At 29.0% G+C, this 21850-nt stretch carries 18 protein-coding genes; 16 read left to right on the top strand and 2 right to left on the bottom strand.

All coding sequences use genetic code 11. The annotated features are described in order from the left end of the window. Positions 1 to 147 precede the first annotated feature (147 nt). From murB to BUA90_RS08865, 5 genes are all read left to right on the top strand, one after another. Positions 148 to 1062, top strand: coding sequence for a UDP-N-acetylmuramate dehydrogenase (gene murB / locus BUA90_RS08885; protein ID WP_072967782.1), 915 nt, complete (start codon positions 148 to 150; stop codon positions 1060 to 1062). Between the two features lie 38 nt (positions 1063 to 1100). Then, the gene (gene rapZ / locus BUA90_RS08880; RefSeq protein WP_072967781.1) at positions 1101 to 1970 is read left to right on the top strand and encodes an RNase adapter RapZ; all 870 of its coding nucleotides are present in this window, start codon (positions 1101 to 1103) and stop codon (positions 1968 to 1970) included. Between the two features lie 7 nt (positions 1971 to 1977). Beyond that, positions 1978 to 3300, top strand: coding sequence for a gluconeogenesis factor YvcK family protein (locus tag BUA90_RS08875; RefSeq protein WP_072967780.1), 1323 nt, complete (start codon positions 1978 to 1980; stop codon positions 3298 to 3300). A 161-nt stretch (positions 3301 to 3461) separates the two neighbouring features. Beyond that, on the top strand, positions 3462 to 4844 hold the full coding sequence (locus BUA90_RS08870; protein WP_072967779.1) for a tryptophanase: 1383 nt from the start codon (positions 3462 to 3464) through the stop codon (positions 4842 to 4844). Between the two features lie 221 nt (positions 4845 to 5065). Then, the gene (locus BUA90_RS08865; RefSeq protein WP_072967777.1) at positions 5066 to 5482 is read left to right on the top strand and encodes an NUDIX hydrolase; all 417 of its coding nucleotides are present in this window, start codon (positions 5066 to 5068) and stop codon (positions 5480 to 5482) included. 19 nt (positions 5483 to 5501) lie between these two features. Here the strand turns inward: BUA90_RS08865 and BUA90_RS08860 are convergent, their stop codons facing one another. Next, positions 5502 to 5684 carry a DUF1540 domain-containing protein gene (locus BUA90_RS08860; protein ID WP_072967776.1) on the bottom strand — a complete coding sequence of 61 codons (183 nt, stop codon included), beginning with the start codon at positions 5682 to 5684 and terminating at the stop codon, positions 5502 to 5504. A gap of 188 nt (positions 5685 to 5872) precedes the next feature. Between BUA90_RS08860 and whiA the strand changes: the two genes are divergently transcribed. The 7 genes from whiA (at position 5873) to BUA90_RS08830 (ending at position 14806) form a co-directional block, all read left to right on the top strand. Next, the gene (gene whiA / locus BUA90_RS08855) at positions 5873 to 6823 is read left to right on the top strand and encodes a DNA-binding protein WhiA (RefSeq protein WP_072967774.1); all 951 of its coding nucleotides are present in this window, start codon (positions 5873 to 5875) and stop codon (positions 6821 to 6823) included. Then, positions 6816 to 7082 (top strand): HPr family phosphocarrier protein, encoded by a 267-nt coding sequence (locus tag BUA90_RS08850; RefSeq protein ID WP_072967772.1) that lies wholly within the window; start codon positions 6816 to 6818, stop codon positions 7080 to 7082. The genes whiA and BUA90_RS08850 overlap by 8 nt, the downstream gene beginning before the upstream one ends. Positions 7083 to 7263: 181 nt before the next feature. Further along, positions 7264 to 8385 carry an HD-GYP domain-containing protein gene (locus BUA90_RS08845; RefSeq protein WP_072967770.1) on the top strand — a complete coding sequence of 374 codons (1122 nt, stop codon included), beginning with the start codon at positions 7264 to 7266 and terminating at the stop codon, positions 8383 to 8385. 89 nt (positions 8386 to 8474) lie between these two features. After that, a complete protein-coding gene (locus BUA90_RS08840; protein ID WP_072967768.1) occupies positions 8475 to 11981 on the top strand; it encodes a DNA polymerase III subunit alpha in 3507 nt (1168 codons plus the stop codon). Between the two features lie 209 nt (positions 11982 to 12190). Beyond that, the gene (locus BUA90_RS12525; protein ID WP_170139265.1) at positions 12191 to 12361 is read left to right on the top strand and encodes a hypothetical protein; all 171 of its coding nucleotides are present in this window, start codon (positions 12191 to 12193) and stop codon (positions 12359 to 12361) included. Between the two features lie 154 nt (positions 12362 to 12515). Then, positions 12516 to 14273, top strand: a complete 1758-nt coding sequence (gene pyk, locus BUA90_RS08835) for a pyruvate kinase (protein ID WP_072967767.1) — start codon at positions 12516 to 12518, stop codon at positions 14271 to 14273. 113 nt (positions 14274 to 14386) lie between these two features. Then, positions 14387 to 14806, top strand: a complete 420-nt coding sequence (locus tag BUA90_RS08830) for an acyl-CoA thioesterase (protein WP_072967765.1) — start codon at positions 14387 to 14389, stop codon at positions 14804 to 14806. Positions 14807 to 15055: 249 nt separating this feature from the next. Here the strand turns inward: BUA90_RS08830 and BUA90_RS08825 are convergent, their stop codons facing one another. Next, positions 15056 to 16387, bottom strand: a complete 1332-nt coding sequence (locus tag BUA90_RS08825; RefSeq protein WP_072967763.1) for a GerMN domain-containing protein — start codon at positions 16385 to 16387, stop codon at positions 15056 to 15058. Positions 16388 to 16519: 132 nt separating this feature from the next. Between BUA90_RS08825 and rlmD the strand changes: the two genes are divergently transcribed. The 4 genes from rlmD (at position 16520) to BUA90_RS08805 (ending at position 21848) form a co-directional block, all read left to right on the top strand. Beyond that, positions 16520 to 17896 carry a 23S rRNA (uracil(1939)-C(5))-methyltransferase RlmD gene (gene rlmD / locus BUA90_RS08820; RefSeq protein ID WP_072967761.1) on the top strand — a complete coding sequence of 459 codons (1377 nt, stop codon included), beginning with the start codon at positions 16520 to 16522 and terminating at the stop codon, positions 17894 to 17896. 273 nt (positions 17897 to 18169) lie between these two features. Then, positions 18170 to 18358, top strand: a complete 189-nt coding sequence (locus BUA90_RS08815) for a MerR family transcriptional regulator (protein ID WP_072967750.1) — start codon at positions 18170 to 18172, stop codon at positions 18356 to 18358. 2 nt (positions 18359 to 18360) lie between these two features. Next, the gene (locus BUA90_RS08810) at positions 18361 to 20469 is read left to right on the top strand and encodes a type I restriction-modification system subunit M (RefSeq protein WP_072967748.1); all 2109 of its coding nucleotides are present in this window, start codon (positions 18361 to 18363) and stop codon (positions 20467 to 20469) included. A 5-nt stretch (positions 20470 to 20474) separates the two neighbouring features. After that, a complete protein-coding gene (locus BUA90_RS08805; protein ID WP_072967746.1) occupies positions 20475 to 21848 on the top strand; it encodes a restriction endonuclease subunit S in 1374 nt (457 codons plus the stop codon). Positions 21849 to 21850: the final 2 nt, after the last annotated feature.

Below are 21850 nucleotides of genomic sequence, written 5' to 3'. Positions count from 1 at the left end.
TTTTGACCTGATAATTTTTAGTTATAGATTTATTACAATTATCTATATTAATAATAATTAAAAGATTTTAGAGATTTGATTGCAAAATATATAACTTGAAGTATAGATTTTTACAAGAGAATATTTATATGTTAGGAGCTGAAAGTAATGGATATAAATCAAATATATATGGATTTAATAGAAAAAATAAATTCAAATAATGTTTTTAAAAATGAACCAATGAAAAAACATACATCTTTTAGAATTGGAGGGCCAGCTGATATTTTGGTTATTCCGGATTCTATAGATGAGATAGTATATGCATTAAAGTATTGTAGAGAAAGAAATATTGACTATTTTGTAATGGGAAATGGCAGCAATTTATTAGTAAGAGATAAAGGAATTAGAGGAGTAGTTATAAAAATTGCAGAAAATTTTAGTGATGTAAAAATTAATGGAACAAAAGTAAGAGCTCAGGCTGGTATTTTATTATCTAGATTATCAAAACTTATAATAAATGAAGGACTTGAAGGTTTTGAGTTTGCAAGTGGTATTCCCGGAACAATTGGGGGAGCTGTTACCATGAATGCAGGAGCTTATGGAGGAGAAATAAAAGACGTTATAGTTGGATGCTCAGTTATTGATAAAAATGGTGAAATTATTTATTTAAATAGAGAAGATTTAAATTTAGGATATAGAACGAGTATTATTCAAGATAAAAAATATGTAGTTTTGGAAGTAGACATGGAGTTTAAAAAAGGAGATTATGATAAAATAAAAAGTATAGTAGATGATTTTACTAAGAGAAGGACTACGAAACAGCCATTACATTTGCCAAGTGCTGGAAGTACATTTAAAAGACCAAAAGGTTATTATGCTGGTAAGCTCATACAGGATTCGGGATTAAAGGGAGTGAGAGTTGGAGATGCTCAAGTTTCTGATTTGCATAGTGGATTTATTGTAAATTTAGGAAATGCTACAGCTGAAGATGTTTTAAATTTAATTAAGCTTGTGCAGAAAGTAGTTAGAGATAATTTTGGAGTAAACCTAGAAACCGAAGTAAAAATAATAGGAGAAGAATAAGTTTTGATTTTAAGCAAATGAAAAAATGAGGTGAATTTATGAAACTTGTAATAATAACTGGTTTATCCGGAGCTGGTAAGAGTCAAGCTATGAAGTGTATGGAGGATTTAGGTTTTTATTGTGTTGATAATTTACCGCCTGTACTAATTCCTAAATTTGCTGAACTTTGTTTTAATAGTAATGGCGAAATACAGAAAATAGCTTTAGTTATAGATATTAGAGGGGGTAAATTTTTTGATGACCTCTTTGATAGTTTGGAAAATTTAAAGAGTAGTGGATATAAATATGAAATATTATTTTTAGATGCGTCAGATGAAACTTTGATAAAACGTTTTAAAGAAACTAGAAGAATTCATCCTTTAAGTCCAAAAGGAAGGATTATTGACGGAATAAATGCTGAAAGAAAAAAACTTGATAAATTAAGAGATAAAGCTGATAAAATTATAGATACAACTAACATGACGCCGGGTCAGCTTAAAAAAGAAATAAGAAAGATATATTTAGATGGTTCAGAAACAAATAATATTCTTATTTCTGTGTTATCTTTTGGCTTCAAACATGGAATTCCATTAGATGCTGATTTAGTATTTGATGTTAGATTTCTTCCAAATCCTCATTATATAGAAAATTTGAGAGATTTTACTGGAAATGATGAAAAAGTTAGAAAGTATGTTATGAATTGGCCGGAAAGTATTGAATTTGTAAAAAGATTAAATGAAATGATAGACTTTTTAATACCTTTTTATGTTAGAGAAGGAAAAATGCAGTTGGTAATAGCTATAGGGTGTACAGGTGGCAAGCATAGGTCAGTAACTGTTGCAAATATATTGTATGAATATTTAAAGGAAAAAGGACATAAAGTTAGTGTTAACCATAGAGATATTCCAGCTGATGTAGTAAAGGGGTAAAGAAAAAATGAATATTTTTTTTAAGTTTAAATTAGATACAAAATTGAAAAAGAGTTTGATGCTGGGGATTATTGGTGCGATATTTACCATTTTTGGATTAAGTTTGCTGATGAATGTAATTATTAAGATTGAATCTAAAGTAGGTTTGATTATTGGATTTATAGCATTGGGAAGTGGATTCATATTTTTATCTGTTAAAAATTTATTTAATCATGCAAAACAAAACAGAAATTTAAGTGATTTGGGATTGGTAAATAAAATTTATGACAAGAATATATTGTCAAGGGGAATAAAAGTTGTAGTAATAGGTGGAGGAACTGGATTATCTGTTCTTTTAAGAGGTATAAAAAAATTTACATCTAATATTACTGCAATTGTTACTGTTGCAGATGATGGTGGTGGTTCTGGAAAACTTAGAGAGGACCTTGGCATGCTTCCACCGGGAGATATAAGAAACTGTATTCTTGCACTTGCAGATACTGAACCCATCATGGAAAAACTTCTTCAATATAGATTTAAGGAAGGTACGCTGAAAAATCAAAGTTTTGGAAATCTTTTAATAGCAGCTATGGTTGGAATTTCAGATAGTTTTGAACATGCCATAAAGCGAATAAATCAAATACTTGCAGTTGCTGGAAAAGTTTTACCTGTAACTACTGAAGATATAACTTTATATGCAAAACTTAAAAATGGTCAAATTATTAAAGGAGAGTCGCAAATTCCTTTGAAAGCTTTGGAAAATAATAGTTCAATAGAGAAAGTATTTATAAAACCTAAAAATGTAAAACCATTGGAAGAATCAATAAAAGCTATAAAAGATGCAGATGTTATAATTCTTGGACCGGGTAGTTTATATACAAGCATAATTCCAAATCTTTTAGTAAATGATATTACAAAGTCTATAAGAAAATCTTCAGCTTTAAAAATTTATGTTTCAAATTTAATGACACAGCCCGGGGAAACTGATAACTTTACTGTAGGGGAGCATGTTAAAGCTATTTTGAATCATGCTGGTAAAAATGTAATTCAGTATGTTTATGCAAATAATGAGAGCATACCTAATGAGATTATAGAAAAATATAGAGAAGAAGGTGCAAAGCCTGTTGAATTAGCTCAAAAAGATATGGAGTTTTTCAGTAAAAATAAAATAAATGTAATAGAAAATAATTATATTGAGATAAAGAAGGGATATTTAAGGCATAATGCATTTCAGCTTTCTAAAGATATTGTAAACTTGGTAATTGAAAAGAAATATAGTCATGATAAGATGAGATTTTTGGAGCTTAATTCAATTGTTAAAAAAGTAAAAAATACTGCTAATAGTTTATAAGATTAAGTATATTGGCTTAATCTTATTCTTTTATTTAAAAATATTTTAGAATATTTCAAAATAAAAAAAGGAATTTTAAAATTAATGTAGAAATATATTCATATACAAAAATTTTTGAAAACTTAAAAAAAAGCCATAAAGCATATGAAGGAGGAAAAATTATGGAAATCAGAAAAGCAGAACCATTTAAAATTAAAATGGTAGAACCAATCAGATTAATACCAAGAGAAGAGAGAGAGAAGAGATTAAAAGAAGCAGGATATAATCCATTTGCTTTAAGGGCAGAAGATGTTTATATTGACTTATTAACAGATAGTGGCACAGGTGCTATGAGTGATAGACAATGGGCAGCACTTATGATGGGTGATGAAGCTTATGCTGGAAGTAGAAGTTTTTATAGATTAGAAGCAGTTGCTAAAGATATTACAGGATATAAATACATAATACCATCTCATCAAGGTAGAGGAGCAGAGCAGGTGGTATTTCCAAATGTTATAAAAAATAAAGGTGATTATGTTTTAAGTAATATGCATTTTGATACTACAAAGGCTCATGTAGAATTAGCTGGAGGTAGAGCTATAAACTTAATTCATGAAAAAGCTTTTGATACAGAAAAGTATGATGATTTTAAAGGAGATTTTGATTTAGATAAACTTGAACAATTTATAAAAGACAATGGAGCAGAAAAAATAGCTTGTATAGTTATTACAGTAACTTGTAATTCAGCAGGTGGACAACCTGTTTCAATGAAAAATATAAGAGGAGTAAAGGAGATAGCAGATAAATACGGATTAAAAGTATTTTTAGATGCAGCTAGATATGCTGAAAATGCTTATTTTATTAAAATGAGAGAAGAAGGATATAAAGATAAATCAATTAAAGAAATAGCTAGAGAAATGTTTAGCTATGCTGATGGTTTTATGATGAGTGCTAAAAAAGATGGATTAGTAAATATGGGTGGTTTAATAGGTATTAAAGATGATGAAGAGCTTTATACAGCTTGTCGTTCAACAATAGTACCTATGGAAGGTTTCCCTACATATGGAGGACTTTCTGGAAGAGATATGGAAGCTCTAGCAGTAGGTTTAGAAGAAGCACTAGAATTGGATTATTTAGAGTATAGAATAGAACAAGTAAAATACCTTGGAGATAGATTGAGAGAAGCTGGAGTACCAATTCAATATCCAACAGGAGGACATGCCGTATTTGTAGATTGTAAGAAAATATGTCCACATATTCCATATTATCAATTCCCAGCACAAGCAGTATGTAATGCTGTATATATAGAAGGTGGAGTAAGACCTGTTGAAATAGGTTCATTTTTACTTGGTAGGGACCCAGATACAGGAGAAAACTTAGAATCTCCATTGGAACTTATGAGACTTACTATTCCAAGAAGAGTATATACTAATAGACATATGGATGTTGTTGCAGATGCAGTTATAGAAGTATTTAAAAATGCTGATAAATTAGTTGGATTAGAATTTGAATATGAGCCAAAGGTATTAAGACATTTTACAGCTAGATTAAGACCTATAAAATAATAAAATGTTGGTAAATAAATAGCGGCAAAGTTTTTGCCGCTATTTATTTTTGAAAATTTTACCATGCTATATTGATTTATTTATGGTATACTAATAATAAATTGTTCCAGATTTGTATTTTTATAATATAATTATTATTAAGAGGAAAGACAGTTATAGTGATTATATAATTTATTTTTTAATCTTCCACGAGAAGATGTAAGTAATAAGGAGTGGAATAATTGAAAGTGGAAATAAGTGCTGGTGGTGTTGTGTATTTTGGAAATGCAATACTATTGTTGAGAAAGTTTAATGGTGATTGGGTACTGCCGAAAGGAAAAATAGAAGAAGATGAAGATATAGTTGAAGCATCAGTTAGAGAAGTTTTTGAAGAAGGTGGAGTAAAGGCCGATGTTATTAAATATCTTGGAAAAATTAATTATTCATTTAAAAATGGTTGGAATAGTGATGAAATAGTAAATAAAACTGTGCATTGGTATCTAATGAAGGCAAGAAGCATGGATTGTATTCCACAAAAGGAAGAAGGCTTTATAGATGCAAAATTTATTCATATAAATAGGGTAAAAGATTTAGCTAAGTATGAAGATGAAAAGAATATAATAAATAAGGCAATAGAAGAAATTAAAAAGACCTCATGAAAAAGAGGTCTTTTATTTTTTAATAAGTTTTATTATTATCTACACTAGATACAAATGTACTGCATGCAGTACCTTCACTTGTTAGAGCATATCCATCTCCTATGGCATTTACTTCTAGTTTATCAGCATGACAGTAGTTGTTTTTATTGTATTTGCAATTAGATACTGAACATTTAACGTGCATTTTAGGGTAGTTAGCCATCTTTATTTCACCTCCAAAAGTTTGGTCAAAAATATTATTATCTTTTTAAGTTTGATTTATTCTGATAAGAAAAAATTATAGTACTTTATTGTTGATAAAATATTTTGTATTGGAAAGTTTTAATAATTATTTTGAATAGTTGTGATATAATAAACAATAATGCTTAAAATGAAGTAGGTGATATTAAAATGTCTTTTTCATCGCAAACTAAAAACGAAATAGTTAGAAAAATGTTTGAAAAGAAATGTTGTCAATTAGCTGAAGCGTCAGCTTTAATAAGAATGAGCGGTACAATACAGCTTGTAGGACTGAATAGAGTAAATATAAAAGTAACTACGGAAAATGCTGCGATTGCTAGGTTAACGTTTTCCTTGTTTAAAAAAGTTTTTAATGTTCATACTGAAGTACTTGTTAAAAAAAATAAAGTTCTCAAGAAAAGTAATATTTATGTTGTTTTAGTAGCAGGTGCTAATGAAATGCTTCAAAAGATGGGAATAATAAATTTTGAAGATAATAAATTTAGTATAAATTATAAAATTCCTAGTAAACTAATAGAAAGGGAATGTTGTAAAAGAGCGTATTTAAGAGGAGCTTTTCTTGGCGGTGGTTCAGTTAGTGATCCAGAAAAAACATATCATTTAGAATTTGTTACTCATAGTGAGGAGTTTAGTGAAGAGTTAAAGAATTTAATAAATAGTTATGGATTAAATTCAAAAGTAATAATGAGGAAAAATAATTATGTTGTGTATTTAAAAGAAGGAGATCAAATTGTAGATTTATTAAATATTATTGGAGCTCATAATGCACTTTTGAATTTGGAAAATATTAGAATTATGAAACAGATGAGAAATAATGTAAATAGAATAGTAAATTGTGAAACTGCAAATTTAAGTAAAATTGTTGAAGCTGCATTAAGACAGATAAAAAATATAGAGTACATTAAAAATACTGTTGGCTTAAAAGTACTACCGGATAATTTAAGAGAAATTGCTGAATTAAGACTTAAGTATAGAGATGCTAGTTTAAAGGAATTAGGACAGATGTTAAATCCACCAGTTGGGAAATCTGGAGTAAATCATAGACTTAGAAAAATAGAAAAGATAGCTGAAAAGTTAAAAGGGGGAATAGATGATGATTAGAAAAGAATTTGTTATAAGAAACGAATTGGGATTACATTCAAGGGCAGCAGCTTTATTTGTAAAAACTACTAATAAGTTCATGTCAGATATTTTTATAGAAAGACAAGACGAAAAAGTAAATGCAAAGAGTATAATGGGAATTATGGCATTGGGAATTTCTAAGAATAGTAAGATAACCATTGTGATTGATGGACCAGATGAAATGGAAGCAATCAAAGCACTTGAAAAGGTTATAAATGAAGATTTGCTAAATTTATAAGTAATAATAAAAATAACTTTATATAACTACATGTAACTATAATATTACGCAAAATTTAAAAAAAGATAATTTATTAGGACTTTATGACTAAAAATATAAATAATTAGAATATTTTAAAGGAATTTATTGATTATTGTAGAACCTACTTATTAAATTACCATTTTTTTCACGGAGGACTACAATGGATAATAGGACAAGTAAAATAAATGTAGAAAACGTTAAAGCAGGAATGATTTTAGGACAGAATATATATGATAATAATGGGAATATTTTACTTAGCAAAGGTATAAAGATTAGAGATTCATATTTAAAAAAAATAAAAGATTTAGGCATAGATGAGATTTTAATAGTAAATGAGGAAAATGATGATAGTTATAGTAATCATTGTAAAACCATGTATCATGATAATTCACATAAAAAAATTATTTTTGAAAAAACTAGACGTGAAGCAAAGGATTTTATAGAAAAGACAATGAAAAAAATTTATTTCGATAATAATATTGATGTTGAAAGATTAAAAAATATTGTTTCTAATATACTTGATAATCTATTGAGTAATGATGAAGTAATAATTAGTTTGGAAAATCTAAGAAAAGTAGATGATTATACATTTGAACATTCAGTTAATGTTTGTATACTATCTCTTGTTATAGGAATTTCTTTAGGGTATAGTTATGATGAGCTTTTAGATTTAGGAATAGGTGCTATTCTTCACGATATAGGTAAAATGATGGTTCCAAAAGAAATATTAAATAAACCCGGACCATTGACAGCAGAAGAATATGATATAGTAAAAAAACATACTATTTATGGATATGAAATAATAAAGAAAAATAGTTTAATAAGTGAAATTGCAGCACAGGTAGTGCTTTCACATCATGAAAGACCTGATGGATGTGGCTACCCACAAGGTAAAAGTTTAGATGATATACATTGTTATTCAAAAATAGTTGCTATAGCAGATGTATATGATGCTCTCACATCTAATAGGACATATAAAAGTAAAGTAGATGCATACGAGGCTTTAGAATATATAAGGACTATGGCCGGTTCTCAATTTGATAAAGAAATAGTAAAAGAATTTATTAAATGTATAGGAATTTATCCAGTTGGTAGTATAGTCAGATTAAATACTAATGAGGTAGGATTAGTTGTAGATATAAATAAATTTAAGCCCAATAAGCCAATTGTAAGAATACTTATAGGAAATGATGGAAGAAAAGTAACAGATTATATTGAAGTGGATATTAATAAAAATCCTGATGTTGCAATAACTTCATTAATACATGAATATAAATTGTAAAAAGTCTGTCTTTTGTAAAGGCAGATTTTTATTTTATATAGTATAATTGTTTTAAAGATGTATTTTGATTTAGGAAGGATGGAATATATATGGGAAAAAAATTTGTCCATCTTCATCTTCATAGTGAATATAGTTTGTTGGATGGTTATACTAGGATTTCAAATTTGTTTAAGAGAGTAAAGGAATTGGGAATGGATTCAGTGGCCATTACTGATCATGGTTCAATGTTTGGAGTGATTGACTTTTATAAAGAAGGTAAAAAATATGGTATAAAACCGATAATAGGATGTGAAGTATATACTGCACCGAGGAGTAGATTTGATAAAGATTCTATTAAAGATAAGAATATGGGACATTTAGTTTTACTTGCAAAAAATAATAAGGGTTATAAAAATTTAATAAAGATTGTTTCAAAAGGATATACTGAAGGATTTTATTATAAGCCGAGAATAGATTATGAATTACTTCAAGAGTATAGTGATGATTTAATTTGTCTTAGTGCATGTCTTGCAGGAGATATTCAGAGGAGAATATTAGATAATAATTTTGAAGGTGCAAAAAAGTTAGCTTTAAAATTAAATAATATTTTTGGACAAGGTAATTTTTATTTAGAACTACAAGACCATGGTTTAGAAGAACAAAAAATAGTTAATAAAGAATTGATAAGATTAAGCAAAGAAACGGGAATTCCTTTAGTTGCTACAAATGATGTGCATTATCTTACTTATGAAGATTATAAGGTTCACGATATACTCCTTTGTATTCAAACGGGTAAAACAATAGAAGATAAAGATAGAATGAAATTTGAGTCAAATGAATTTTATCTAAAATCACCGCAAGAAATGGAAAAGTTATTTTCTCATGTACCTGAGGCTATAGAAAATACGCAAAAAATTGCAGATATGTGTAATGTGGAATTTGATTTCAATCAAATGCATTTACCTAAATATGATGTGCCTAGTGGGTATACGCCTAATGAATATTTAAGAAAATTGTGTTATGAAGGACTTAAAAGAAGATATAAAAAAGTTACAGAAAATTTGAAAGAAAGACTTGAATATGAGTTATCTATAATAGAGCAGATGGGATATGTTGATTATTTTTTAATAGTATGGGATTTTATTAAATATGCAAAAGATAATGGGATTTTAGTAGGACCGGGAAGAGGTAGCTGTGGAGGAAGTATAGTTGCATATACTTTAAATATAACGGATATAGACCCTATTAAGTATAATCTTATATTTGAAAGATTTTTAAATCCAGAACGTGTTACAATGCCGGATATCGATATAGATTTTGAAGATGAAAGACGCGGAGAAGTTATAGATTACGTTATTAAAAAGTACGGAAGTGAAAAAGTTGCTCAAATAATAACATTTGGTACTATGGCTGCAAGAGGAGCTATTAGAGATGTGGGAAGGGCTATTAATATGCCTTATAGTGAAGTAGATAAAATAGCTAAAGAAGTTCCATTTCAGCTTGGAATGACAATAGATAAAGCTCTAGAAATGAATCCGAAATTAAAAAGTATTTACAATACAGATGAAAGAGCAAGGTATCTTATTGACATAGCAAGAGCAGTAGAAGGTATGCCTAGACATGCATCTACCCATGCAGCAGGAGTAGTTATAGCAAAAGAAGCTGTTGATGAATATGTGCCATTATATCTTCATGATAATAATATAACTACACAATTTAATATGACGCTATTAGAAGAATTAGGACTTCTTAAAATGGATTTTTTGGGACTTAGGAATTTAACAGTTATTAAAGATGCTTTAAAGCTTATAAAAGAACATAAAGGAGTAGAAATAGATATTTCAAATATTCCATATGATGACCCGAAGGTGTATGAATTAATAAGCAGTGGAGAAACTTTAGGAGTTTTTCAGTTAGAGAGTACGGGAATGCGCAGATTTATGAGAGAATTAAAACCGCAGTGTCTTGAAGATATAATAGCTGGAATTTCTCTATATAGACCCGGACCTATGGAATCTATTCCAAAATATATTGAAAATAAAAATAATCCGGAGAAAATAACTTATCTACATCCTAAGCTTGAGCCTATATTAAAAGTTACTTATGGTTGTTTAGTTTATCAAGAGCAGGTTATGCAGGTAGTTAGAGAATTAGGTGGATATAGTTATGGTAGAAGCGACCTTGTTAGAAGAGCTATGGGTAAAAAGAAAATGGATGTAATGGTAAAAGAAAGAGAATATTTTATAAATGGAAAAGTAGATGAAAATGGAAATATAGAAATTCGTGGTTGCGTAAGAAATGGTATTCCAAAAGATGTTGCAAATACAATATTTGATGATATGATAGATTTTGCAAAATATGCTTTTAATAAAAGTCATGCTGCTAGTTATGCAGTGCTTGCATATCAGACTGCATATCTTAAGTGTTATTATCCTGTTGAGTTTATGGCAGCACTTATGACGAGTGTTATGGGTAATTCAAGTAAGATAGCTCAATATATTGATGACTGTAAAAGACAGGGTATTGAAATACTTAAACCCGATATTAATGAGAGTTTTGACAAATTTACTGTATCTGGAAATAAAATAAGATTTGGATTGTTGGCTATTAAAAATGTAGGTATTGGTATAATAAATTCTATTATAAAGGCGAGAAGAGAAAAAAAATTTACAAGTTTTATTGATTTTTGTGAAAGAATAGAAACTAAAGAGTTAAATAAGAGAGCTGTAGAAAGTATGATTAAGGCAGGGGTATTTGATAGTTTGAATGTGAATAGAGCTCAGCTTTTAGCTGTATATGAAAAAATAATAGAGGGAATTCATCAAGATAAAAGAAAAAATATAGAAGGGCAGATGTCTTTGTTTAATACTTTTAGTGATAATATTCCAAACAGTATGAAATATGATGTGTTGCCCAATGTAAAAGAGTTTCCTCATAAATACCTTTTAGCTTTTGAAAAGGAAATGATGGGAATATATATTAGTGGACATCCTCTATCGGAATATGAAGAATTAATAAATAAAGTAGCTACTATAAACTCTAATGAACTAAGGGAAATGAATGATGAAGGTGGGAGTCATGAATTTAAGGATGGAGATAAAGTAATAATACCGGGTATAATAATAAAAAAACAAGATAAAGTTACTAAAAATAATAATTTGATGGCTTTTTTGACAGTAGAAGATTTGTATGGACCAGTTGAAGTGATTGTATTTCCAACTGTTTATGATAAAACATTAGAGTATTTGCATGAGGATAGTATAGTAATAGTAATAGGAAAAATAAATTTAAAAGAAGATGAAGAGCCAAAAATTTTAGCTGATAATATACTTCCATTAACAAAGGAGAATGTTAAAAAATTAATTAATGTGGTAAAATATGAAAAGAGAGAGGTAAGTAGAAAATTATTTTTGAAACTGAAATATATGGATTTAAAGAAAATTAATATTATAAAATCTATACTATCTAAAAAAAGAGGAAATATTCCAGTATATTTATATATAGAGAGTGAAAAAAAGAAATTGAAGGCAGATAAAAGTTTATGGGTAAATATTGATGAAGAAATTATAAAGCAGTTAAAAAAAGTAGTTGGGGAAGATTCTGTAAAAATTTGCTAAAAAGAAGAAATCTTTGCTTAAGATTTTTTTGAAAACGTTTTACAATATTCTAGCTTTGACAAAATTAAAATATTACATTTATAATAATATTGAAATGGAATGGTGCGTTTAAGAAATTTATTTAGTTTTAAAGCTTAAATATTATACATTATATTATTCTAAAAGGAAGAATAATTTAAATATATTAATACAAAAGGAGAATGTATTATATGTGGACGGTAATATATGTTACCCATGATGGAAATGATGCTCAGCATATAAAAGATAAATTGACATCAGAAGGTTTTTTGGTAAAAATGAGAGAGAATAATAGTTTAATAGAGATTTTAGTTCCCGAGTTAGAGGCAAATGAAGCACATGTAATAATTGACCAATATTAATTTTAAGTATTATTTGAATTTTAAAAGCTCATTAGGGGAAGTACAAAAGTACTTCCCTAAAATATATTACTTTAGATAGGATATAAAATATGTTTTTTATATTATTTATAGATAAAATTTAGAGATTTAAAAACTATGGATAAGAGGTGAAAAAATGAAAAAAACAAAAATAGTATGTACTATAGGACCAGCTAGTGAATCTAAGGAAATATTTACTGAGCTAGTAAAAAATGGATTAAATGTAGCAAGGCTTAACTTTTCTCATGGAAGTCATGATGAACATCTTAAAAGAATTAATATGATTAAAGAAGTTAGAGAGGAATTGGAAATTCCAGTTGCAATTTTGCTTGATACTAAAGGACCAGAAATTAGAACAGGCGATTTTGCTGAAGGTATTGTAGAACTCATAGAAGGTCAAGAGTTTACATTAACGACAGAAAAAGTGCTAGGCGATAAAGAAAGATGTCATATTACATATGATAAGCTTCCAATGGATGTAAAAAAAGGAGATAAGATATTAATAGATGATGGGTTAATAGAGCTTGAAGTTATTGATGTACCAAATGATAAAGAAATAAAGTGTATCGTTAAGAATGGTGGAGTAGTAAAAAATAAAAAGGGTGTTAATGTACCGGGAGTAAAAATTAATCTTCCAGCTATTACAGAAAAGGATATCAAAGATATAGAATTTGGTTTAGCAAATGATATCGATTTTATTGCTGCTTCTTTTATTCGTAAGGCAGATGACGTTCATGAGATTAGAAAAATTTTAGAAAAGAATAATGCACATCATGTTCAAATCATTTCAAAGATAGAAAATCAAGAAGGTGTAGAAAATATAGATGAAATAATTGAAGTATCTGATGGTATAATGGTTGCAAGAGGAGATTTAGGAGTTGAAATACCTACAGAACAAGTTCCTTTAGTTCAAAAAATGATTATAGAAAAATGTAATAAAATTGGCAAACCGGTTATTACAGCTACTCAAATGTTAGATTCTATGATAAGAAATCCAAGACCTACTAGAGCTGAGGTTACTGATGTTGCTAATGCTATTTTTGATGGAACAGATGCTATTATGCTTTCTGGAGAAACTGCTGCTGGTAAATATCCAATTGAAGCTGTAAAGACAATGACAAATATAGCTAAAACTACAGAAAATTCATTAGATTATGATGCGATTTTGACTAGCAAAGGATTAAATAAAGAAATTAGTATAACTTATGCAGTTAGCCATGCGACTTGTACGACAGCTAATGATTTGGGAGCTTCAGCTATAATTACAGCTACATCTTCAGGATTTACAGCTAGAATGGTTTCTAAATTTAGACCTAAAGCACCTATTATTGCAGCTACAACTTGTGAAAGAATTCAAAGAAGAATGTTATTAATCTGGGGTGTTAAACCAATATTAATGAAGCAAGTAAAATCTACAGATGAAGTATTTGAACTATCTGTTCAAAAAGCTAAAGAACATGGATATATAAAAGATGGAGATTTAGTAGTTATTACTGCAGGTATACCAGTAGGTGTTGCAGGTGCAACAAATCTTATTAAAGTACACATTGTTGGAGAAGTATTGATAAAAGGTACAGGAATAGGAAAATTCTCAGCTACTGGTAAAGTATGTGTTGCTACTAATGCAGTTGAAATTAAGGAAAAATTTGAAGAAGGAGACATACTTGTTACTACTTCAACAGATAAAGATATGATGGAATACATAGAAAAGTCAGCAGGAATAATTGTTGAAGAAGGTGGATTGTCTTCTCATGCTGCAATAGTTGGATTAAGTCTTGAAAAACCTGTTATAGTTGGAGCTGTAAATGCTACTAGTCAATTAGTTGACGGACAGATAGTAACTGTAGATTCAATAAGAGGTTTAGTGTATAGTGGAAAGGCAAGAGTGCTTTAGATAAATAGTTTTAATAGCTGATAGTATATAGATGGATTTATGATTCTATATATTATCAGCTTTACTCCATTTTAAATGAAAGTTTATTTTAAATATTTTGAGGAGGAAATGTTATGTACTCCAATGATGCTATTATTAGAGTAAGATATGGAGAAACAGACCAAATGGGTGTTGTTTACCATGCTAATTATTATACATGGTTTGAAGTGGGAAGGTCTGAGTTTTTTAATTCTCTTGGATATACTTATAAAAAGCTTGAACAAGAGGGAATAATATTACCTGTTATAGAAAGTTTTTGTCAATATATAAAGCCTGCTAAATATTATGATGAAGTAATAATTAGAACGAAAATATCTTATTTAAAAGGAGTTAGAATTGCTTTTAGTTATGAAATAATACGAAAAAATGATAATGTTCTTTTAGCAAGAGGGAAAACTGTTCATGCATTTGTCGATAAAAATTTAAAACCTGTCAAAATAAAAAAAGCTAATGAAAAAGTTTGGACATTATTAAAAAATTGTTATCAAAAATAAAATACCATAGTATAATAAGATATTGAGTTGAAAAATAATAAAAGGGTATAAAATAATTAAAAATGTTCAATAATTATAGATAAATTATCAATTGAAAAATTAATTAAAGATATTGATAATTTTTCTATTAAGATTGAGCTTGGTAAAATTTGTATTAAAAGTAATTAAATCTTTGTTTTATATTTTTAGGAATTTACGTAGAGTAACTGATTCTAATATATAAATAGGCGCCTTATGGCGCCAAATTTTTTACTGTTCTACATTTATAAAAGCTGGTGGAAACAATGGTTTAGAAATATCTATATCGCCAAAGGAATTTATGATTTTTCCTTCAACTTTTATAAAAACTTTGTTTACCTCAGGTAAACTAGTAAACGAATAGAGTATACTGTCAATCATCATCTTTTTTAAATCATCTCTATTTTCATACGCATTTAAAAATTCTTTACTAAAATTGATATTTAAAATATTTTCTTTTATGTAAAAATCAATTAATCTTATATTTGAAGGAATTGTAGAAGTTAAATAATTCATGTCATAATCATTTACATAACCTTTTTGTAAAGAATTAAATATATTTATTATTAAATCATTTATATCTATATTTTGTTTATTTATTTCAACAGGGACTAATAAAAATTTTTTTGTATCAGTTTCAAGAGTTAAATAAGCTTTAGGCAAAGTGTTGGGATAAAAAGGTTTTTTTATTTCTATACCGTGAAAGAAAAAATCTCTTTTTTTACCATCAACTAAAAATTGAATGCTGTCAACACCGTATATAGATGTAATAGAATTAATTAGTGAATATAGTGCTATATAACTTCCTGTAGAGCCGTATATGTCAGCATTTGATGGTAAGTTAATTATAGCTGTTGTACCTTTTATACTTTTCCATAATATTTTAGGTATAGGCGAACCTTCACTTAAACCTAAAGTATTTTTAGGACCTAGCTGTAAGTTTTTTATAGTTTTTCCTATAGGTTTTCTAGTGTATGGAATTTTGCGAGAAATAGGTACTAAATACATAGCTTGTTTGTCCGGAAAAAAAAGTGTAATGAACATATGTTTTTTGTCAACACTATTTTTTGAGCCTATATATTTAGCATTACTAAAATAAGTAGCTGAAAGTTTATAGGGAGGGATATTAGAAAATTTTTCTGCATCAGAATAGATTTTTATATTGTAATTTCCACTCTTAATATTTAAATTTTCCATAGAAATATCTAGAATATATTTTACTTTGTTTTTGTCTTTATAGATATTTTTTACGATTTTACTGCCTTTATATTGTTTTATTAAATTGTCGTTTTTATATATTTCTACAACTATTTGAGAATTATTAGTATTAAAATTTTCTTTATTTGAGCCATATGACATGGTAAACTCTATATTGGTTGGATTATATATAAATTTGTCATGAATATTTGCATTATATGTATAATTATTTTCATTGTTTTGTTTATTTTTTATTGTATTAAAATTAAATTTTGGTAAATCAAAATATGAATCGTTTATTGGGATACCTGATGCAGAAAAACAAATAATGAGGATTAGAAATATATTAAATATGGCTTTGAACATATTACCACTCCCTATATAAGTTTTTATAAATATATTATAAGATATTTTTACTATTTTTTCTAATTTTTTATGTGGATTTGATATGATAAGCTGATAGTTAATAGAAATATTTATTGGAAAGAGGAGATAGTTATGGTTAGTATACCTGTAAAAGAAGGTAGTATATATTTAATTGAAATTGAGGATTTAGGCGATAGTGGAGAAGGAATAGGAAGAGTAGATGGATTTACTGTATTTGTTGATAGAGGGGTTCCAAAAGACAAGGTATATGTTAAGATAATTAAACTTAAGAAAAATTATGCAATAGGTGAAATTGTTGATTTTATTGAAAAATCACCATATAGAATAAAAGAAAACTGCTTGATAGCAGATAAGTGCGGAGGATGCCAAATACAACATATAGATTATGATTATCAGTTAGCTTTAAAAAGAAAAAAAGTTAAATCTGTTGTAGAGAGGATTGGAAAGTTAAAAGATGTAAAAATTCATGATGTTATTGGAATGAATAAGCCTTACAGATATAGAAATAAAGCGCAGTTTCCACTGGGGATGAAAGATGGAAAAGCTATTATTGGATTTTATAAAAAGGGAACACATGAAGTAGTTGATACTGATAGCTGTTTAATACAGCATGAAGTAAATGACAAAGTAATAAAAGTATTTAAGAGATTTATAAACGAAAAAAAGATTGATATATATGATGAAAAGACAGGAAAGGGACTGCTTAGGCATGTACTTACGAGAGTATCATTTGCTACGGGAGATTTAATGATTGTGGTAATAACTAATGGAGATAATTTGCCATATAAAGATGAAATGATAAAAGAGATTTTGAAAGAAATACCTCAAACGAAAAGTATAATTCAAAACATAAATAAAAGGAGAACGAATGTAATACTTGGTAGTAAATGTATTACTTTGTATGGAGAAGATAAAATTATGGACTACATAGAAGACTTAAAATTTGAAATATCTCCTTTGTCTTTTTTTCAAGTGAATTCTATTCAAACCGTAAAGCTTTATAATAAAGCTTTAGAATATGCAAATCTTACAGGAAATGAAGTAGTATTTGATATATACTGTGGTATAGGAACTATATCGTTATTTTTATCAAGAAGGGCTAAAAAAGTATATGGAATAGAAGTGGTTGAATCAGCGATAGAAGATGCTAGAAGAAATGCAAAGTTAAACAATGTAAAGAATGTTGAATTCTTTGTGGGTAAAGCAGAAAAGGTGGTGCCAGAGATTTATAATAAAGGATTAAAAGCTGATGTGGTAGTGGTAGACCCACCTCGTAAAGGGTGTGAAAAAATAGTACTTGAAACTATAGCAAATATGGCTCCAAAGAAAATAGTGTATGTTTCATGTAAGCCAAGTACACTTGCAAGAGATTTAAAAATATTAGATGAATTAGGATATAAAACATTAGAAATACAGCCAGTAGACATGTTTCCGCATACGGCTCATGTGGAGTCAGTAGTATTGATTAAAAGAAAACACAGCTTATAAATGTTGAAATATCAATGAGAACAGAGGTTTTACAAAAAATGTATATATTCCCTTGAACGAGGATAGAAAACAGTACCCTACATTTGTTTGTAGGGTATTTTGTGTTTTGATATATTTCTATGAATTGGTTAAAAAACACTAATAGTTAAAAAATTTCTACTATAAGTATAGCATCAAATAGAAGTAAAAATATGAGCATAATTTAATCCTGTTGCTTTTGTTCGTTTCTTCGCATATAATTATGACTAGAATACCTTAAGCGAGGGGATAAAAATGGAATATATGACTGCAAAAGAAGCAGCTCAAAAGTGGGGTATTTCTCAACGAAGAGTTCAAGTTTTATGCGGACAAGGAAGAATAAAGAATGCTATCCGTATTGGCTGGGCATGGGCTATACCAATAGACGCTAAGAAACCGGAAGATAAACGCTTAAAAAGACATGATATGTATAGGGAGGACTAATAATGGATAATGGAACATATAATCAAATTGTAAGCTTTATATGGAGTATTGCAGATGATTGTTTAAGAGATGTATACGTCAGAGGAAAATATAGAGATGTTATTTTACCGATGACGGTAATTAGAAGGCTTGACGCAGTATTAGAAGAAACCAAGGAACAAGTGCTTCAAATGAAAAAAATGTTAGATGAGGCGGGTGTTTTAAATCAAACAGAAGCTTTATGCAGTGCAGCAGGGCAAGCTTTTTATAATACTTCACCATTCATACTAAAAGATTTAAAGTCAAGAGCTAAAAGCCAACAGCTAAAAGCTGACTTTATAGCATATTTAGATGGGTTTTCACCTAATGTACAAGAAATCCTTGAGAAATTTAAGTTTAGAAATCAAATAGATACTATGATAGAGGCAGACATACTTGGTGCAGTAATAGAAAAGTTTGTATCACCAACTATTAATTTAAGTCCTAATCCTGTACTAGATGATAAAGGAGAAGTAAAACTACCAGGTCTTGACAACCATACCATGGGATTAATCTTTGAAGAATTGATACGTAAATTTAATGAAGAAAACAACGAAGAAGCAGGAGAACACTTTACACCAAGGGATGTTGTGGAGCTTATGGCAGATGTTATCTTCATGCCTATAAAAGACAAGATAAAGGATGGAACTTATCTTTGTTATGATGGTGCCTGCGGTACAGGTGGAATGCTTACCATTGCAGAAGAAAGACTTTCCGAGCTTGCAAAGGAACACAACAAACAAATATCAATACATCTTTATGGACAGGAAATAAACCCAGAAACCTATGCTATTGCAAAAGCAGACATGTTATTAAAAGGTGATGGCAAAGAAGCGGACAATATTTATTATGGTTCAACACTATCCAATGATGCTAATGCCGCTATGGAATTTGACTTTATGCTATCAAATCCACCTTACGGTAAGTCATGGAAAACAGACGCAGAAAGATTAGGAGGTAAGAATAACATTACAGATCCTAGATTTGTTGTGAATTTTAAAGGTGATCCTGAGTTTAAAATGATTCCAAGGGTAAGTGATGGTCAAATGTTATTTTTAGCCAATAATGTGGCTAAAATGAAACATGGCACAGAATTGGGCAGTAGAATAGCAGAGGTACATAATGGGTCATCTTTGTTTACTGGAGATGCAGGACAAGGGGAAAGCAATTTAAGAAGATACATAATTGAGAATGACTATCTTGAAGCTATCATAGCATTACCAGATAATATGTTTTATAACACAGGCATTGCAACTTATATATGGGTAGTAACCAATCGTAAAGAAGAAAGAAGAAAAGGTAAAGTTCAGCTTATAGATGCCACAAACCTAAAATCACCTTTAAGGAAAAATTTAGGCAATAAAAACTGTGAACTAACAAAGGAAATTAGGCAGCAGATTATGGATATTTATCTAAGGTTCGAGGAAAATGAGTACAGTAAAATATTTAATAATGAAGAATTTGGATATTGGAAAATCACTGTTGAAAGGCCATTAAGACTAAAAGTAGAAATTAACAACGAGAAGCTAGAATCATTTAAACAAGCTGCAGAAGAGGCAAAAGACATAACAGCTTACAGCTTAGTAAAGGACTTATACATCGAAACAAAGAAAGAGGTTTACTATAACTATAATGAGTTTGAAGAGCTTTTGAAAGACATAGCAAAGAGAAAAGGCGAGAAACTACCAGTTAAAAGAATAAAACTTATAAGAAAATTCTTTACAACTAGAGATGAAAAGGCTGAAAGGGTAGTAAATAAGGTCTTAAAAAAAGAGAAAGAAGATGCATTAAATGGTAAGTTTAAATTAGGAAATGATATTGTAGAGTTTGAAGTAGATAAAGAGTTAACAGATACAGAACAAGTTCCACTTACTTATGATGGTGGTATTAAGAAATTCTTTGAAAATGAGGTATTACCCTATGCCCCTGATGCATGGATAGATAATAGTAAAACACAAATTGGTTATGAAATCAGCTTTACAAAATACTTCTATAAACCAGTACAACTTCGAAGTATAGATGAGATCGTAGCAGATTTAAAAGCACTAGAAGCTGAAACTGAAGGCTTACTACAAGAAATCATAGGGGGTTAGGGTGAATGGAGAACGGCTTAAAACCTTATGAGGAATATAAACAGACAAATATTGTGTGGAATGAAAAAACACCCTTACATTGGGAAGTGAAAAGAGGGAAGGAGATATTTAAGTACAAGAAAGAAATAAACTCAAAATATCAATGTAGTAATATATTATCTTTAACTTTAAAGGGTGTAGTTAAAAACAGTGAAAATAACCCTATAGGTCTTGTACCGAAAGACTATGCAACTTATCAAATTTTTGAAAAAGGCGATTTAGTATTTAAATTGATTGATTTAGAAAATTATAAAACAAGTCGTGTAGGGTTTGTAAATCAAAGGGGTATTATGAGTCCTGCCTATATTAGATTACAAAGTTATGTAGGATGTAATAATAAATATTTTTATTATCAATATTACGATTTGTATCTTAGGGGTGTATACAATAAATTGGGTGAAGGTGTGAGGTCTACTTTAAGCGGGAAAGATTTGTTAAATTTACGTATAGTGGTACCACCCAAAGAAGAACAGGACCAAATTGTCCGTTACCTTGACAGCAAGCTCTCAAAAATAAATAAGTTCTTCAGGGCAAAGAAAAAGCAAGTTAAACTCCTAAAAGAGCTAAAACAAGCAATTATTAATCAAGCAGTTACAAAGGGATTAGACCCTAATGTGAAAATAAAACCATCCGGTATTGAATGGCTTGGGGATATTCCTGAGGGGTGGGAAGTTAGAAGAATAAAAACAATTGTTAAAAATACAGCTATTACAACAACTCAAAAAGATGAAGATGATATTTATATTGGTCTTGAAAATGTGGAGAGCTGGAGTGGTAGAATAATAAATGCTTCCACTGAAACTGTTTTTGATAGTACGGCTAAAAAATACAATGATGGTAATATTTTATTTGGAAAGCTTAGACCATACTTGGCTAAAGTTACCATACCATCTAAAAAAGGAGTTTGTTCAGGAGAATTTTTGGTTTTGGAAACATTATCAGGTGATTTATATAATAAGTTTGTTGAATATCTTTTACGTTCAAATAGTATTATTGAATTAATTTCAATGTCGACTTATGGTGCAAAAATGCCACGAGCAGAGTGGGATTTTATTGGTAATATAAAGATTGGATTGCCATCATTAAATGAACAACAAGAAATAGTAACTTATATAGAAGCAAAAACACGAACCATTGACAAAGCCATAGAATCAATAAAAAAACAAATAGACATTATCACCGAATACCGAACTAGCTTAATTTCCAATGTAGTGACAGGTAAAGTAGATGTGCGAGGTATTGAAGTTGAAGATTTTATTGAGGAATCAGAGGAAGATTTTGAAGACTTAGAGGAACCAGAACTATTAGAAGAAAATATTGAAATGGGGGAGGAGGAATAGGC

Source organism: Caminicella sporogenes DSM 14501 (assembly GCF_900142285.1).
Classification (GTDB): domain Bacteria; phylum Bacillota; class Clostridia; order Peptostreptococcales; family Caminicellaceae; genus Caminicella; species Caminicella sporogenes.
This window is presented reverse-complemented; position numbering and strand designations above follow the sequence as displayed.